This is a genomic window from Streptomyces sp. NPDC091412 (genome assembly GCF_044756885.1).
Classification (GTDB): Bacteria; Actinomycetota; Actinomycetes; order Streptomycetales; family Streptomycetaceae; genus Streptomyces.
Genome location: NZ_JBIVTV010000022.1, coordinates 95,356 through 110,129 on the forward strand (window position 1 = coordinate 95,356; position 14,774 = coordinate 110,129).

13 protein-coding genes and 5 pseudogenes are annotated in these 14,774 nt (G+C 67.9%); 11 read left to right on the forward strand and 7 right to left on the reverse strand.

Features of this window, described 5'->3' with window-relative positions; all coding sequences use genetic code 11:
- Window positions 1–11 precede the first annotated feature (11 nt).
- Together ACIQMV_RS34015 and ACIQMV_RS34020 are read right to left on the reverse strand one after the other, a co-directional pair.
- On the reverse strand, window positions 12–1,313 hold the full coding sequence (locus ACIQMV_RS34015) for an MFS transporter (RefSeq protein WP_402597051.1): 1,302 nt from the start codon (window positions 1,311–1,313) through the stop codon (window positions 12–14).
- Window positions 1,314–1,413: 100 nt separating this feature from the next.
- A complete protein-coding gene (locus ACIQMV_RS34020; protein ID WP_402597052.1) occupies window positions 1,414–2,022 on the reverse strand; it encodes a helix-turn-helix domain-containing protein in 609 nt (202 codons plus the stop codon).
- A gap of 302 nt (window positions 2,023–2,324) precedes the next feature.
- Here ACIQMV_RS34020 and ACIQMV_RS34025 point away from each other — a divergent pair.
- The 7 genes and pseudogenes from ACIQMV_RS34025 to ACIQMV_RS34055 all read left to right on the forward strand — a co-directional run.
- A pseudogene (locus tag ACIQMV_RS34025) lies at window positions 2,325–2,885 on the forward strand (transposase); the annotation flags it as partial.
- Between the two features lie 313 nt (window positions 2,886–3,198).
- Window positions 3,199–3,471, forward strand: coding sequence for a hypothetical protein (locus tag ACIQMV_RS34030; RefSeq protein WP_402597053.1), 273 nt, complete (start codon window positions 3,199–3,201; stop codon window positions 3,469–3,471).
- A gap of 318 nt (window positions 3,472–3,789) precedes the next feature.
- Window positions 3,790–4,305, forward strand: a complete 516-nt coding sequence (locus ACIQMV_RS34035; RefSeq protein ID WP_402597054.1) for a hypothetical protein — start codon at window positions 3,790–3,792, stop codon at window positions 4,303–4,305.
- A 314-nt stretch (window positions 4,306–4,619) separates the two neighbouring features.
- A complete protein-coding gene (locus ACIQMV_RS34040; RefSeq protein ID WP_402597055.1) occupies window positions 4,620–5,060 on the forward strand; it encodes a hypothetical protein in 441 nt (146 codons plus the stop codon).
- A 346-nt stretch (window positions 5,061–5,406) separates the two neighbouring features.
- On the forward strand, window positions 5,407–5,895 hold the full coding sequence (locus ACIQMV_RS34045) for a hypothetical protein (RefSeq protein ID WP_402597056.1): 489 nt from the start codon (window positions 5,407–5,409) through the stop codon (window positions 5,893–5,895).
- Window positions 5,896–6,010: 115 nt separating this feature from the next.
- Window positions 6,011–6,649: a class I SAM-dependent methyltransferase gene (locus ACIQMV_RS34050; protein ID WP_402597057.1), complete on the forward strand. Its 639-nt coding sequence runs from the start codon at window positions 6,011–6,013 to the stop codon at window positions 6,647–6,649.
- 173 nt (window positions 6,650–6,822) lie between these two features.
- Window positions 6,823–7,623 carry an IS5 family transposase gene (locus ACIQMV_RS34055; RefSeq protein WP_402597069.1) on the forward strand — a complete coding sequence of 267 codons (801 nt, stop codon included), beginning with the start codon at window positions 6,823–6,825 and terminating at the stop codon, window positions 7,621–7,623.
- A 74-nt stretch (window positions 7,624–7,697) separates the two neighbouring features.
- Here the strand turns inward: ACIQMV_RS34055 and ACIQMV_RS34060 are convergent, their stop codons facing one another.
- Window positions 7,698–8,444, reverse strand: a complete 747-nt coding sequence (locus tag ACIQMV_RS34060; RefSeq protein WP_402597058.1) for a phosphotransferase family protein — start codon at window positions 8,442–8,444, stop codon at window positions 7,698–7,700.
- 202 nt (window positions 8,445–8,646) lie between these two features.
- On the opposite strand from ACIQMV_RS34060, the pseudogene ACIQMV_RS34065 reads away from it, so the two are divergent.
- Together ACIQMV_RS34065 and ACIQMV_RS34070 are read left to right on the forward strand one after the other, a co-directional pair.
- Window positions 8,647–9,401, forward strand: a pseudogene (locus ACIQMV_RS34065) (IS5 family transposase); the annotation flags it as partial.
- Between the two features lie 23 nt (window positions 9,402–9,424).
- Window positions 9,425–10,564, forward strand: coding sequence for a hypothetical protein (locus ACIQMV_RS34070; RefSeq protein ID WP_402597059.1), 1,140 nt, complete (start codon window positions 9,425–9,427; stop codon window positions 10,562–10,564).
- A gap of 177 nt (window positions 10,565–10,741) precedes the next feature.
- Here the strand turns inward: ACIQMV_RS34070 and ACIQMV_RS34075 are convergent.
- A pseudogene (locus ACIQMV_RS34075) lies at window positions 10,742–10,954 on the reverse strand (transposase family protein); the annotation flags it as partial.
- A gap of 104 nt (window positions 10,955–11,058) precedes the next feature.
- Window positions 11,059–12,033: an NADP-dependent oxidoreductase gene (locus ACIQMV_RS34080; protein ID WP_402597060.1), complete on the reverse strand. Its 975-nt coding sequence runs from the start codon at window positions 12,031–12,033 to the stop codon at window positions 11,059–11,061.
- Window positions 12,034–12,262: 229 nt separating this feature from the next.
- Here ACIQMV_RS34080 and ACIQMV_RS34085 point away from each other — a divergent pair, with 229 nt between their 5' ends.
- Both ACIQMV_RS34085 and ACIQMV_RS34090 read left to right on the forward strand, forming a co-directional pair.
- Window positions 12,263–12,478, forward strand: coding sequence for a hypothetical protein (locus ACIQMV_RS34085; protein WP_402597061.1), 216 nt, complete (start codon window positions 12,263–12,265; stop codon window positions 12,476–12,478).
- Window positions 12,479–12,491: 13 nt separating this feature from the next.
- A pseudogene (locus ACIQMV_RS34090) lies at window positions 12,492–13,175 on the forward strand (major capsid protein); the annotation flags it as partial.
- 63 nt (window positions 13,176–13,238) lie between these two features.
- Here the strand turns inward: ACIQMV_RS34090 and ACIQMV_RS34095 are convergent.
- Both ACIQMV_RS34095 and ACIQMV_RS34100 read right to left on the reverse strand, forming a co-directional pair.
- Window positions 13,239–13,391, reverse strand: a pseudogene (locus ACIQMV_RS34095) (transposase); the annotation flags it as partial.
- Window positions 13,392–13,652: 261 nt separating this feature from the next.
- Entirely contained in the window at window positions 13,653–14,507 is an 855-nt protein-coding gene (locus tag ACIQMV_RS34100) for a class I SAM-dependent methyltransferase (RefSeq protein ID WP_402597062.1), read from the reverse strand.
- Window positions 14,508–14,774: the final 267 nt, after the last annotated feature.

Consider the following 14,774-nt stretch of genomic DNA (forward strand, 5'->3'; position numbering starts at 1 on the left):
CTGACTTCCTTTCAGTTCCCGACGCGGACGGCGCCGCGGCGGAAGACAAGCACGTAGAGCAGGACGCTGAGCAGGCAGAGGACCGCGCCGTAGACGGGGAACGCCCAGCCGGCGCCGAGGTCCTGGAGCCACAGCAGGAGATAGGGGGCGGTGCCGCCGAAGCCGGCCACGCCGATCGCGTAGCCGAGACCGACGCCGGTGACCCGGCAACTGGTCGGCATCAAGGTGGCGGCGACGGTGTTGTACAGGCCCATGGTGAAGGCGAGCACCGGGGCGCCGACCAGCATCACCACAGTGAACGTCGCCATGCCGGGCCGCTGGTAGGCGAGCACGATGAAGATCAGCGGCACCACGGCGAGCCGGGAGGCGATGAAGGTGCGGGAGATCCGCTTGCGGTCGGCGAGCCGGCCGACGAGCGGGTAGAGCGCGGCGACACAGATCCCGGCGAGGGTGGAGACCAGGAAGACGGTGTCCGGGTTCTCGTGGTAGGCGGAGCGGGCCAGGTTGGGCAGTCCGGTGGTCCAGGTGTATTGGAGCGCCTGGGCGCCGGCCACCACGAAGACGATCGCCAGGAGCGCCAGCCGGTGCCGCCAGACCTCGGCCCAGACTTGGCCCACCCGGGCCGGCTCGGACTGCTTCCCATCCGCGCTGTGCAGGGTTTCCGGCAGGGCGCGGCGCAGCCAGAGGAAGATCAGGCCACCGACGGCGCCGACCGCGAACGGGATGCGCCAGCCCCAGGAGGCCATGGCGTCAGGGGCGACCACCGAGGCGGTCAAAAAGCAGACCAGCGAAGCGCCGACGATGCCGACCTGCACATAGATGCTGATGATGCTGCCGAACCGGGCGGTCCTGCCCTCGGGTGCCAGTTCCACGATGTACGCGGAGTTGAGCGGGGCCTCGATGCCGGTGGAGAGTCCCTGCAGGATGCGGCTGGCCAGCAGGATGACGCCGGCCCAGACGCCGATGCTCGCATGGCTGGGCAGCAGGGCGATGACCACGCTGCTGAGCACCATCGAGCCGATGGAGAAGAGCATGATGGCGCGTCGGCCTATGCGGTCGGCCAGAGTGCCGAAGATGATCGCGCCGAGCGGCCGGGCCGCGAAGCCGACCGCGAAGACGGCCAGCGCAGACATGGTCTCGGAGACGGAACTGCCGGACGGGAAGTAGAGCGGACCGATGTAGGAAGCCAGTAGCCCGTAGACCATCCAGTCGTACCACTCGACGGCGTTTCCGCCGCCCAGGGCCAGCAGAGCGCGGCGGTGGGAGAGGGAGTTTCCGGTGGCGACAGGGGCTCTGCCGATGAGTGATGCCATGGGGGCACCTCGTAGGGAAGCGCACGGGACGAGGCCGTGCGGTACCGGCGCCCGGGCCTGAGGCCGGGGCGTTGGGGAAGGGGCGGCGCGAGGCCTGCGCCTACCAACTGGGCGGTGTGATCACCCAGATCGAGGTGGCGGGCTCGTCACCGGGGTTGACGTACCAGTGCGGAATGCTGGACGAGTAGGTGATGGAGTCACCCGCTTCGAGCCGGTGACGGACGCCGTCGAGATAGACGTCCTTCACACCGGAAAGCACGATGCCGAACTCCTCGCCGTTGTGACAGAACGCGGTAGCGCTAGTGTCGTGGCCTGGTTGGGTGACCACCCAGAGGACCTCCAGAGCGCCGTTGAGCGATGGAGTGAGCAGTTCGAAACGGTCGCCGCTCTCCGCGCCCGAGCCGTGGAAGTCCAGGCTGCGGCGCTCGTGGGCACGGACCACCGGGCTGACCTGATCGGCAAGGTGCAACAGCCGTCCGATCGGCACGTCCAGACCGTGGGCGATCTGCACCAGGCTGGCGAAGGACGGGTTGCCCTTCCCTCGCTCGACCTGGCTGATCAGTCCGGTGCTGATGCCGGAGCGGCGGCTGAGCTCGTCCAGGGTCAGGTCCGCCTGCTTACGCAGGGCCTTGATCTGCAGGCCAACCGTGGCAACCATCACATCGAGGTCCGGCCGGCCGTCCGGCATCGGTGCGTCGGTGTCGTCCACGGTCTCCACCTGTCCCTGGGGGAAGCTGTCCTGCGACATATTGAAGACCTTCATGATGATGAAAACAACCCCTGATGTTCATCTCTTTGAAGCCGGGCAGGCGCCCGACGTGGAGAGCTGGCACTACAGGACCACTTGAGGCGCCAACCGGCGGCGCCACTGCGGACGGCGGTCGCCTCACACACCATCAACCACCGACTTCCGGACACAGGCCAACCCATGCGGCCCGTACGAGCCACGCGGTGCCGTCGCCTGGACCTCTGCCAGAAGAACACCGGTCACCAGGTCCCGGTGGATAGAGGAAGTTGGTCGCGGACATCTTCACCGCCCTGGACGAACAGACCGTGGTGGTGCCCGGCACCGACGCCGCCGCCGTGATCGTGCCCAGACTCGCCGCGAACCTGTCCTCGCTGCTGGACCAGCGCAGACAACTCGCCTCCAGCATCGAGGAACTGCTGGAGGCCCACCCTCTTTCCAGGCTCCTGACGTCGATGCCGGGGATCGGCGTCAGGACCGGAGCCAGGATCCTCATCGACGTCGGCGACGGATCCGCCTTCCCCACCGCCGGACACCTCGCCGCCTACGCCGGGCTCGCCCCCGTGACCCGCAGATCCGGGTCTTCGATCCGCAGCGAGAGCCCGTCCCGCAGAGGCAACAAGCACCTCAAACGGGCCTTCTTCCTGTCCGCGTTCGCGGCCCTGGCCGACCCCGTGTCCAGGGCCTACTACGAACGGAAGAAGGCCGAGGGCAAACGCCACAAACAGGCCCTGATGTGTCTGGCCCGCCGCCGGGTGGACGTGCTGTTCGCCATGCTCCGCGACGGCACCTTCTTCGAGGCCCAACCCGCCCCCCAAACCGCCTGAACTCCAGCGAATCAACCATTCCACCCCTTGACGAGAGAAGGCAGGGGCCCACAACTCGCTCCACTCGCATGACCGGCAGTTGAAGCGTCGCAGCGCTGCCGGAACCGAGTAGTGATCGCACGAGGCTGCTCCCGTAGTCTCATTGACGTCACAGGTTTTCCTGCATGCGCGGCGGAGAGACGGACCGCCGGCGGAACCACATGGGAACGTCCAGCAAGGCAAACCGAAAGCCAGGGTTGCCGGAATCCAGGGCGGACCGTCAGCTTCCGGCAACGCGCACGTTCGGCATCTGGGGGAAGGCACATTGGCCGGCATGGACGAGCAGGGAAAGGGACGCGCGTCGATCCTCTGGGCAATCGGTGCGCTCCTCACGGTCGTAGGGCTGGGGCTCTTCGTCAACCTCCGCGACAACAGCGCTCGCCTCGGAGCACTGGAGGACGCCGGCAAGGCATTCCTCAAGGCCCGCGCTTCGGGCGAAGGTACGGATGTTTGCTCCCGTATGACCCGGATTGCACAGTCCGAACTCGCCGCGGGCCAGGGCAAGGACAGTTGCCCGCAGGCCGTTGAAGCCCTCATCGCCCCCTGAGCGACGCCGAGCGCAACCGGCTGGCGGTCTCCTACAGGTCCAGATTCTGGGGAAGAGGGGACAGTTTCGGGCACGTCGGTGTCCGCGACAACCCTCTCGACATCACCGAGCTGCTTCTCTCCGAGATCGACGGAAAGTGGCGGGTGGCCGAGATGGAGTAGCCGTTCTCCCACCGACGTCGAACCGCCCGCAAAGGGGCCGCCGGCTTGCTGGCTGCCCCTTTGCCGTACGTGCCACGAAACCCGAGACCACCAGCCCCGACCGGTTGACGAAACAGATAGGGGCACCCCCCTTGCCGCGCCGGGCTATCGTGCCGCCGTGACAAGCACGATGGAGCGTCCCCTCCTCTTCCTTGACATCGACGGCCCACTCATCCCGTTCGGATCGGCATCCGGTCACCCACAGACAGCTGCCCCCGACTCCTCGGCGTCTCCCGATCAGGGAAACCCATTGCTGAAGCGGCTCACCCCTGGGCTCGGATCGCGTCTCACGGCACTGGGCTGCTGTCTCGTATGGGCAACGACCTGGATGGAAGAGGCGAACGAGGTCGTCTCCCCACGCATCGGACTGCCGAGGCTGCCCGTGGTGGAGTGGCCCCCCAGTGCCGATGAAGGCCCGCGTGGCCTCCACTGGAAGACCCGCACCCTCGTCGAGTGGGCCGACGGCCGGCCGTTCATCCGGGTCGACGACGAGATCAGCGCCATGGACCGCCTGTGGGTCGACGCCAGCCACCCTGGACCGTCACTGCTTCATCGCGTCAACCCGGCCAAGGGCCTCGTGGACGCTGACTTCTCCACGCTCGCCGATTGGCTCCGTTCCGTCATACCGGGATGAGCACCGCATGAGGAGTTCGATCAACGGAGCCTCACCGCGCGCCGCGGTAGAGGCTGCGAGAGCAGGGCGAGTTGCGGGGGGACCGGGGGCGTGCGCCGTCGTTGATGTCAGGCAGGTCGGGGCACGATGCTCACCGCGGTGCAGCCGCTCCGGCGTGGCACGCAGAAGCGGTGACGTCACGAGATCATCACGCCGCCAGATGCAGGCCTTGGCGGCTGGCACAGTACGCGCGTGCGATCACTGACGGCTGCGGGAAGCGTCGTGGGAACCGGTTTATCCAGAGCCGCGTCCAACAGCCAGGAGGGGGGTACGGCGTGACAGGTCAGAGCAACGCCCGTCATCGCTGCGTGGCGGCTGTTTCGGCCCGCCCGTGGCTCGTCGCAGTAGCGGCTACGTCCTTGCTGGCTGGCGGTTGTGGCATGTTGGACGATCCGGTCAAGGAACGTTGGGCGTCTAGAACTGAGTTTTCAAGTTGTGGGGACGTGAGCTTGGACCAGGGCGAAGAAATAAAGAAGAAGGCGGCGCGTGAAATCGCCTGCCTCCGGGAATCACTCAAGAGCAGTAAGAGCGCAGAACTGAAGGTCACTTATCTTACTGTCGAGGGCGATCCGATTCGCGAGTACTACCGTTTGACGGCGCAAGGCAGGCTTGAGGTGTACACCGACAGTACGGACGACCGCTACTCGGACCGGAAGTGGTCGTTCGCCAAGTGCTATACGCCGGAATGGTTGATTGAGGTTTCCTGCGATCAGTGACTAAATCAACTGCCGGTCGCCTTCTCGACTGCGCAGGTGAGCGAACTGCCAACCGTATAAATCCCGTTTGCTGTGCGTCATGATGAGGTGTTGCCGCACCAACAAGCGGGGAGCAGGATGAACAGCCTTGAAAACCCTCGTGGCGCGAGTCACCGTGGGTTCAAATCCCACACTCACCGCAGTGGTGGAGAGCCTCTGACCAGCTGGTTCGGTCGGGGGCTCTCCTCGTTCCTCCTCGCCGCGAGCGACCGTGGTTCCCCGCGCTTCCCCGCCTGATCGGGCACGGAAGGGGCACGGTTGTTGGGTGCATGAGCATGGGCAGGCAGAGGGATCGCATACTGGCGTCATGCTCTCGCCACAGCGGTTCCGGGATGCCCAGCACACGAAGTACCACTTCATTGATCATGTGCTCGTGCGCTGCCCGAAGTGCGCTGGGATTGCACACGTTTCCCCGGTGGCACCGGCGGCTGAGGACGCGGTTCCCTCGGTGTTCACGCGCCGCCGTCTCGTCTGTAGGGCGTGCGGTCTGTCGCGAGATGTTGCTGGGGGAGGGTTCCGCCTCTTCCGGGAGCGAGGCGAAGCGACAGACCCCTACTTCGGTCTGCCGTTGTGGTTGCAGGCAGAGATGCGACACGGCTGGCTGTGGGCCTACAACCCGGAACACCCGGAGCTGATCCGGAAGTTCGTACAGGCACCCTTGCGTGAGCGAGCCCCATGGGATGCGCAAGTAAAGAAGATGACGCTCGTCGCGCGGCTACCAACCTGGATCAAGAGTGCGAAGAACAGGAATGAGGTTCTGCGCGCCATCGGCCGGATCCGGTTGTCCCTCGCCTGACCAGCTCAACCACACACCTACCCCAGCTCCCATCCCGTCCGCCGTCGACCCACTCAGCAGCGCCTACCAGCACGAGCACGACCCGCAAATCGGCGCCACACCCCGGCTGTGGGGCATGTACTCCATCCCCGACGCGCACCTGCACGCCCTGGGCGACGTCACCGGCAAACGCGTCCTCGAACTCGGCTGCGGCGCCGGCCAGTGGTCCAGGGCGCTCGCCGCCGAGGGCGCCACCGTGGTCGGGCTCGACCTGTCCGAAGCCCAACTCGCCGCAGCGGCCCACGCGATGGGAGCGGCCCGCTACCCGCTGGTGCAAGGCGCCGCCGAACAACTCCCCTTCGCCGCCGACAGCTTCGACCTGGTGTTCTGCGACTTCGGTGGGCTCAGCTGGGCGCCCCCGCACCTGGCCGTCCCGCAGGCCGCACGCGTCTTGGGCCGAGGCGGGCGCCTGGTGTTCAACGTCGCCAGCCCATGGTTCGAAGCTTGCTACGACGAAGCCGCCAGCCGCGTGACCACGACGCTGCAGCAGGACTACTTCGGGCTGAACACCATCGCCGAAGACGACGGCGCGACCAGCTATCAGCTCACCTACGGCGACTGGGTCAAGGTCCTGCGCGGCGCGGGTCTCATCATCGACGACCTCATCGAGCCGCGGCCCGAACTCGGAACACCCAACGGCTACAACGAAACCGACCCACCCGACTGGGCACACCGCTGGCCGGCGGAACTGCTCTGGGTAACCCACAAACCGTAAGTTCCGCCGCGCCGAGACGTGAAGGCATCCCCTCGCCGGGCAGGCCCTAACGACTCCTAACAAAAGGAGGTTTCTGGACCTCTCAGAATGACGGTGTGTCAGTTCTCGTTGATGCTGGCCGAAGGGGGTGCGAGCCAGTCGAGACGAGGAAGACCGCTGCCAGACCGTGGGAGATCGACGACGGATTGTGGGCGCGCATCGAGCCGCTGCTGCCGGTCGTCCCGCGTAATCCGCGGCGTCCAGGTCGTAAGCGTCTGGATAGTCGCAAGGTGCTGTGCGGGATCCTGTTCGTGCTGTACACCGGGATCCGCTGGGAGTATCTGCCCCAGGAGCTGGGCTTCGGCTCGGGGATGACCTGCTGGCGACGGCTGCGGGACTGGAACGAGGCCGGGGTCTGCCAGCACCTGCACGAGCGGCTGCTCTCCGAGCTGCGGGCCGCAGACCTGCTGGACTTCTCCCGCGCAACGGTCGACTCCAGCCACATCCGCGCGATGAAGGGTGGGCCGGCCACCGGTCCGTCCCCGGTGGACCGGGGCAAGGCCGGCAGCAAGCACCACCTGATCGTCGAGGCGCACGGCATCCCGCTCGCGGCAATCACCACCGGCGGCAACCGCAACGACGTCACCCAACTGATCCCGCTGATCCAGGCCGTCCCACCGATCCGAGGCAAGCGCGGCCAGCCACTGCGCCGCCCCAAGCACCTGTACGCCGACCGCGGCTATGACCACGAGGTCTACCGGGACAAGGTCCGCCGGTTCCAGATCACCCCGCACATCGCCCGGCGCGGCACCGGGCACGGCTCCGGCCTGGGCATGTACCGCTGGGTCGTGGAAGGAACGATCGCGCTGCTGCACTGGTTCCGCCGCCTGCGCACCCGCTGGGAGATCCGCGACGACCTCCACCACGCGTTCGTCACCCTCGGCTGCGCCGTCATCTGCTGGCGACGACTCCGCACCGCACTTTGTCGAGAGTAAGGGCAGGCAATGCGCCAGGAGATGGCCTGCTCCATGCGTCAGAACGCACTCGCAGCAGTCGGGCCCGCGCAGCCTCACATCCGGGATCTCAGCACGTCGACCTCACAGCCCGGCGCGAACGGGTCGAAGCCATGCTCGACCAGCCAGCGAACCGCCAGCAGGCTTCGCAACGACCACCACGCGCGGATCACGTCGAGGTCGACGTCGGTGCCATAGCCGGCGATGACGTCGCCGAGGCGCTCCTCGTGTCCGAGCGTGAAGGTGGCGAGGTCGTACAGGGCATCACCCTGGCCCGCCTCGGACCAGTCGATGATGCCCGTGACCTCGTCGCCGTCGACGAAGACGTGCGCGATCTGCAGGTCGCCGTGCGTGAACGCCGGAGTCCACGGCCGGAGCGCGGCCTCGGCGACCTGGCGGTTGCGGGTGACCAGGTCGGCGGGCAGGACGCCGTTCGTCACGAGCAACTCGCACTCGTCGTCGAGTTCCGCCGCCAGCGCGACGATGCTCCGGCCAGCCTGGCCCGGCCGAGACGGCAGCGGCGCTTCGTGCAGCTTCCGGATGGCGGCGCCCGCCGCGGCCCACGCCGCCGGCGACCCGGTCGACGGCCCACCGAGGCGCCCAAGCGTCGTCCCCGGGAGTGCGGCGATCGCGAGCACGGACGGCTTGCGCCACAGGACCTCCGGGGTCGGGACCGGCGCGAGGGACATCGTCTCGACCTCGACATCGATGCGCGCCTGATCGGCGTCCACCTTCAGGAACACGTCGCCGACGCGCAGAGTCGCGCGCTCGGAATGGGCGACGACGACTTTGACCTCATCCATGGGCGACCAGTATCCCGGGGATGATCGCCGGCGTCGCCGGGTTTATCGCGTGCGATTGCGCGGCCGGCCGCGTCCCGCTACCCAGCGGCCTCGTGCACGACACCGACCTCTGACCAGGTCAAGCCCACCACTTTTGTTAGGAGTCCTAAGGGGTGTCCGGGGGATCATGAGTGTTCCTGTCGCCGTGGCCGTGTAGTTGGTCGTGGGCCGTGGTGATCTGACGAACGACGAGTGGCGCCGTCTGGAACCTCATCTGCCTGTGGGCGGGCGGCGTGGTGGGCGCTGGGTCGGCCACCGGAGGGTGATCAACGGGATCTTGTTTCGTGAGCGGACGGGGGTCCCGTGGCGAGACTTGCCGGAGAGGTTCGGCGGGTGGAAGACGGTCTACGAACGGCACCGCCGCTGGTCCGCCGACGGCACCTGGGAGCGGATACTCCAGGCCGTCCAAGCCGACGCCGATGCCGAGGACCGGATCGACTGGAGCATGGTGGGCGTCGACACGACGTCCGGCCGTGCCCACCAGCACGCCGCCGGCGCCCGCAGGAAGACTCCGCGGACACCGAAAAAAGGTCAACCCCTCGGCAGCACCGCCCCGACGAGGGACTCGGAAGGTCCCGGGGCGGGCTGACGAGCAAGATCCACCTCGCGAGCGACGGTGGGTGCAGACCACTCGCCCTGCTGGTCACTCCGGGTCAGTGGGGCGATGCACCACAGATGATCCCGGTCCTCGAACGTATCCGCGTGCCCCGCACTGGAGAGGGGCGGCCGCGCACCACCCCGGATCTACTCAGCGCAGACAAGGCGTACTCGTCCCGCAGTAACCGCCGCTACCTGCGCAGACGCCGGATCAAGCACACCATTCCCGAGCCGAAGGACCAGAGAGCCAATCGTCGGCGCCGTGGCAGCAGAGGCGGTCGCCCTGTCGGCTTCGACAAGGAGCAGTACAAGCCCCGCAACGCTGGGCGACCCGGCCGGGCGCCGTGGACGGGCGCAGCGTACGCGAGCTGGTCGTCGGCGGCGACGGCGAACCGGTGCTCACCGCCGGCGACACCCTCGACGCGAACGGCACGGTGACCCGCGTCTACCCGTGGGCGCCGGACAAGCCGTCCGGCATCACCTGCTACCTCACGGACGCCGAATGGCTGCTGGAGGACCTGGGGAGCGCCCACGATGTGTTCTCCCTGCCGCCGGACAAGGCGAGTTACCGGGTGCGCTCCGACGGGCAGGTCCTCGACCGCCTCGACCTCATGGCGGACTTCATCCCTGTGGTGCACATCCCGAACTCGATCCCGGATGTCGGCGAGCACTGGAGCAAGTCCACCCTGGCGACCGTGCTGCAGCTGCTCGACGAGCTGGCCGCCACCGACAGCGCGTCCGCGTCGGCGACCACCGGCACGCCGATCATCGCTCTCGCCGGGGCACGCTTGCCCATCGACCGCTCCACCGGGCAGCCGATGCCCGTACGGGTGGAGGCCGGTTCGGTGTGGCAGCTGTCCGACCAGGGGCGCATGGACACCCTCGACACCTCGGCGCAGCTCGCCGAGCTCCGCGAGCGCATCGACCACCTGATGGACCGGCTCGCATCCAACACGCGCCTCACCACAGCCGGGCTCGGTAGCCTCGACCCGGCGAAGGTGCCGTCCGGGTACGCGCTGCAGCTCGCTTTGAGCCCGCTGGACTCCCTTGTCGGCGCGATGCGCCTGGCCCGAAACCACAAGTACCAGCTGCTGCTGCGCATGGTGCAGCGCCTGCACCAGGCCGGGCAGGTGTGGCCCGCCGGCGAGTCGCTGCCCGCACGCCTGGTGTGGGGGGCCCACATGCCCACCGACCGCGCCTCCGTCCTCAAGGACGTCACGGCGGGCTACGTGGGAGGCGTGTTCTCCCTGGAGACGGCAGTGCGGATGCTGCAGGAGGCCGGGTACCCCATCGACGACGTCGCCAAGGAGATCGAACGCATCCAGAAGCGGGCCTTCGACCAGGCCGCCCGGCTTGCCGACGCCACCGGCGACAACGGGGCCGTGCGCGAATACCTGGGCCTGGCCGAGGCCGACCCGGTGCCCACGGTGCCGCTCGTCGAGCCGGGCACCAGCGCGCAGGGCAACTCCAGCAGCGATGGCTGAATGCGGACAGTCTTCGCTCCGCGGCTGACTCAAGGGCGTTGCCGTGCGCGTAGCGCAGCGCGTCCTCGCGCTGGCCGCAGCGGTCTGGCGCAGCTTCCAGGCCGACCATGCAGTCGCCTGTTCGCTGACCCCCTGTGGCCACTACACGTGTTCGGATGGATTCGGAGCTTCGCACCCAGGAGCCAGCTGGCGTAGCGTCAGGTTCGTGCGCCAATAGACCGCAACGAGCAGTACCCGATCCTCGAAGGGCAGGCTCCACGGCCGACCCCGGCGTACTTCCTCGGCGCCCGCACGGCGCAGTGCGGTCACCAACTTGCCAAAGCAGCGAGAGCTCAGCCCGGTGAATGGGGCTATCCAGGAAGGCTCCGACGCCGTGATCACACCGGACACGTGGTGATCCTCCCACCGAGGGGTGCGCCGACAGGCGCGTTGTCCATCGAGCTGTTGAAACCGTCAGTACCCGTTCGAAGTCCCAGCAATGAGTCGCTGGGCTTCTACGCTGGCATGGTGTCCGAGGAAGCCGGGCCGGTGACGCGGAGCACGAGCTTGGTTCCGCCGGTGAGGCCCCTCGAGGACCGGTCGAAGGCGACGGGGCCCTCATCAAGGGGAAGTAGCTCCGTGGGTAGGTCGAGTACGCCGTCGCGGAGCTGGCTGGCGAGGACAGCGAGAGTCTCTGCGTCCGGACGGACGTAGAGATCGACCGAAGCGAGTTCAACGCTCGCGGGCGGGGCGTCCGAGGTGATGGAGCACAGTCGGCCACCCGGGCGGACAAGTTCCCCTGCGGTGGCGGCCGTTCCGGGGGCTGCGGCGAGCGCCGCGTCGAAGACGCGCCCGACCTCGCGCGGCCAGGTGGGGCGGCGGTAGTCGATGACGTCTGTCGCGCCCAGGCGGCGCAGCCGGTCAAAGGAGCGGGGGGACGCCGTCGCCGTCACATGGACTCCGGCCGCGACCGCGAGTTGCAGGACGAGGGCCCCGGTCACTCCCGCTCCGTTCGTCACCAGCAGGTGCATGCCGCTGGACAGGTCAAGCCAGTCCAAAGCCTGACGGGCGGTCAGGCCATTGACGGGGAGGGCCGCCGCCCGCGCCGGGGCCAGGCCTTCGGGCAGAGGTGCCGCGTCCGCGGCTCGCAGCAGCACCTGCTCGGCCCACAAGCCGCTGTGACCGGGCAGCGGAGCACTGTGGGCCAGCACCAGGTCACCCACGGCAGGGGTCGTGACATCCGGCCCCACGGCGACGACACGACCTGCGCCCTCCACCCCGAGGGCCGCCGGAAAGCGCAGGCCCACGTCCCATCTACCGGAGGCAAGCAGCCGGTCCCAGGGGCCGACCCCGGCGGCCAGGACCTCGAGCAAGATCTCGCCTGGCCCGGGTGACTGGGGCCTGGGCAGCCGTAGCGACTGGACCGGACCGGACATTTCGGCCACCCCGCAGGCCCGCATCCGTGCATCAGCTGGCTCCGACTGCGGCATGACGCCTCCGGGAAGAATGGACTCCACCCGAGTGTGCACTGCCGTGCTGACGCAGCGTCGGTCGCCACGCGCATCAGTGGCAGCGCTGTGCCGGCGGCAGGGAAGCCAGCGGCACAGCCTCAGCGGTGGCCTGGACGAACCAAATTCGCTCGACGGACCCGTGCGTCCCGCCGGCGCGGTAACCCTCGGTCAAACCGTCGTCGGTCTCCGTCCACGAGCAGATCTGTCGGTGCTCCCATCCCTGCTCGGCACGGCCTTTGGGACCGACGCCACTGACGGCCGCCAGAACCTCGCCGGGTTCGTGTTCGCCGAGGTGCTGTTCGGGCCGGCGCAGACGAAGGTCCCGGCCGCGCTGCTGTGGCACGGCCCGGTGCGCACCGCGAAGCTCCCGGTGCCCGTCGTCACGGTCGCCCCGTCCGCCAGCTGCCAGATCCGGTTCGCGTAAGGAGGCGCTGTCGATGAGTGTTCAGGACCTGATCAAGGACATCAGCGTCGCGGACCTGACGACGTTCGCCCGCTACATCCCCACCCCGGCCGACTTCCTGCTCACGCAGACCGTGTTCGCCAAGGTGTCCGTGCAGGACGACATGTGGCGGATCAAGCAGACGGGCCGTTACGTACATGCCGCGAAGTACCGGGCGTTCGACGCCTCCGTGCCGTTCGCGGACCGGCAGGCGTGGCAGACGTCCACGCAGGGCATGCTGCCGTCCCTCGGCCAGAAGCTGATGGTCGGCGAAGTCGAGTTGCTGCTGCAGGAGGCTGCCCGGGGCGCGGACGCCTCCCGCCTGGAGCAGCTGCTGTACGACGATGTGGAGCGGCACGTGGAGGCGGTCAACAGCCGTCTGGAGCTGGCCGCCGGCGACGTCCTCGTGGACGGCAAGTTCTCCCTGCAGGGCGAGAATGGGCTCACCCAGGAGGTCGACTACGGTGTCCCGGCGGCGAACATGCCGACCGCGCCGAAGCTGTGGTCGGATCCGACGGCGGACATGATCGCGGACGAGCTGCGCTGGATCGACTACCTCGACTCCATCGGCGCGCCCACGCCCGAGGGTGTCTTCACCTCGCGGCGCGTGTATTCCTACCTGGGCGGCAACAACGCGTACAGGGCGGCCTACTACGGGTCGGTGAACCCGTCGACGACGCCGACGGCGACGCTGACGCCGCAGCAGGTCGACGTGGTGCGCGGCAACTACAGCCTGCCGCCGATCGCCCAGGGCCAGGACATCGGCGAGGAGTTCGAGCACTTCGGTCTCGTCGTTGGCGACGCGGCGCGACAGCAGCCGGCGGCCGCTCTCGTCGATCGCGACGCAGTGGTGGTGGGTCTTGCCTGCGTCGATGCCGGCCCAGATCGCGGCCACGTTGTGCCTCCGTACGGTGTGCTGCAGGTTCCTCCCGACGGACGACCTCGCTGTCGATTCCCTACGGAGCGATCATTCGCAATTCCTAATTGGCAGCCGAGTCGTCGTGGAGCGTCGGGCGGCCAATCAGTGGAAGCCACAAGCGGCAGAACTTTGAAAGCCACACCCGACGCTCCTGGGTGGGAGAACCATACGAGGGGCTCGCCCTGTCCCGGTCAACAACGTAGGGAACTTTGACCGGCCAACCGCTGGGGCCGTATGTCAGCACGCGGTGACTGAATAGGCGGCGAGCGCGCGGTTGCCGCGCGGCTTGGCGATGGCCCGGAGAACGTCGGCCTGGCTCAGGACGAGCTGTCGCACCGGCTCGGGCAGCGCGGCCAGACGCTCCTCCGTTCCGGCCAGGTCGAGGCAAGCAGCGATTTCCCAGTCACCGTCCTGAAGCTCTTCGGTATCGACCGACCTGCTGTCGTCGGCTGTCCAGCCGGCCTCAGGCAGGAGCCGCAGCAGGCCCTCACGGGAGAAAGGTGTGCGGACGTTGCCCTGGCCATGCGATCCTGCGGCCTCGGTCTGCCCCTGGATCAGCACGGCGAGGAGATGGGCCAGTTGGTCGCCAGATGCAGGCGTCAAGTCCCACTCGGTGAACCATAGCCGCCGCGCCCACGGCCGTACCCGGGCCAGTGTGTCTCGCAGTTGTCCGAGCGATGTGAAGTACCAGGAGCAATGTGCGAGCACCACGTGGTCGAAGGTACTTTCGGGGAAGTCGACTGATGGGTTGAGGACGTCGGTGCCGAAGCGGAAGTCGATGCGCGGCCCGAGAGGGCCCGCCGCGAGCCGGGCTGCCGATTCTCCGAGAGTGACCGGCGCCCCATAGGAGGGTTCGGCCACGTCAATGGCCACCACGCGCCCTTTGGGCCCAACCGCCTCTGCAAGGACGGCGGTCATGTCGCCCTGGCCGCAGCCCAGTTCGAGAATGGTTGAACCTGGTGCGATGTGCCAACTCGCCACGAGCGCGGCGCGGTGGTGAGTCTGGGACAGCTGGATGTCCGGGCTGTGATCGGCGGCGGCCATGCCGGCCGCGAGCGAGGGGGCCTTGGCGCGGAGATCGGAGTGATTCACAAAGTCCTCGGTGATACTCGACGGGTCGGTGCGGGCCGATGGTATGAGACACGCGGGCAGCGGCGCCTCTGACTTCCTGGGCATCCTGTGATGCCGCAGCCTGAGCAGATTAGAAACACGCACTGAGAGGTCGTTTTCATCTGGAACACCCTGCTATCACCGCTTTACTTCGGCGTGATGGTGGGGTGCTGAAGAGGCTGCCGGGTTGATCGGCTCTTATGGGCCCGGTGGGGTGACGGCTGGGGCTGGAGACGGCTTGCGCCTGCC

Excerpts from the sequence above, each read along its gene's own strand:
- ACIQMV_RS34030 (WP_402597053.1), top strand. The coding sequence starts at position 3,199 with ATGGACGAGCAGGGAAAGGGACGCGCGTCGATCCTCTGGGCAATCGGT.
- ACIQMV_RS34050 (WP_402597057.1), top strand. The coding sequence starts at position 6,011 with ATGTACTCCATCCCCGACGCGCACCTGCACGCCCTGGGCGACGTCACC.
- ACIQMV_RS34080 (WP_402597060.1), bottom strand. The coding sequence starts at position 12,033 with ATGCCGCAGTCGGAGCCAGCTGATGCACGGATGCGGGCCTGCGGGGTG.
- ACIQMV_RS34015 (WP_402597051.1), bottom strand. The coding sequence starts at position 1,313 with ATGGCATCACTCATCGGCAGAGCCCCTGTCGCCACCGGAAACTCCCTC.
- ACIQMV_RS34060 (WP_402597058.1), bottom strand. The coding sequence starts at position 8,444 with ATGGATGAGGTCAAAGTCGTCGTCGCCCATTCCGAGCGCGCGACTCTG.
- ACIQMV_RS34045 (WP_402597056.1), top strand. The coding sequence starts at position 5,407 with ATGCTCTCGCCACAGCGGTTCCGGGATGCCCAGCACACGAAGTACCAC.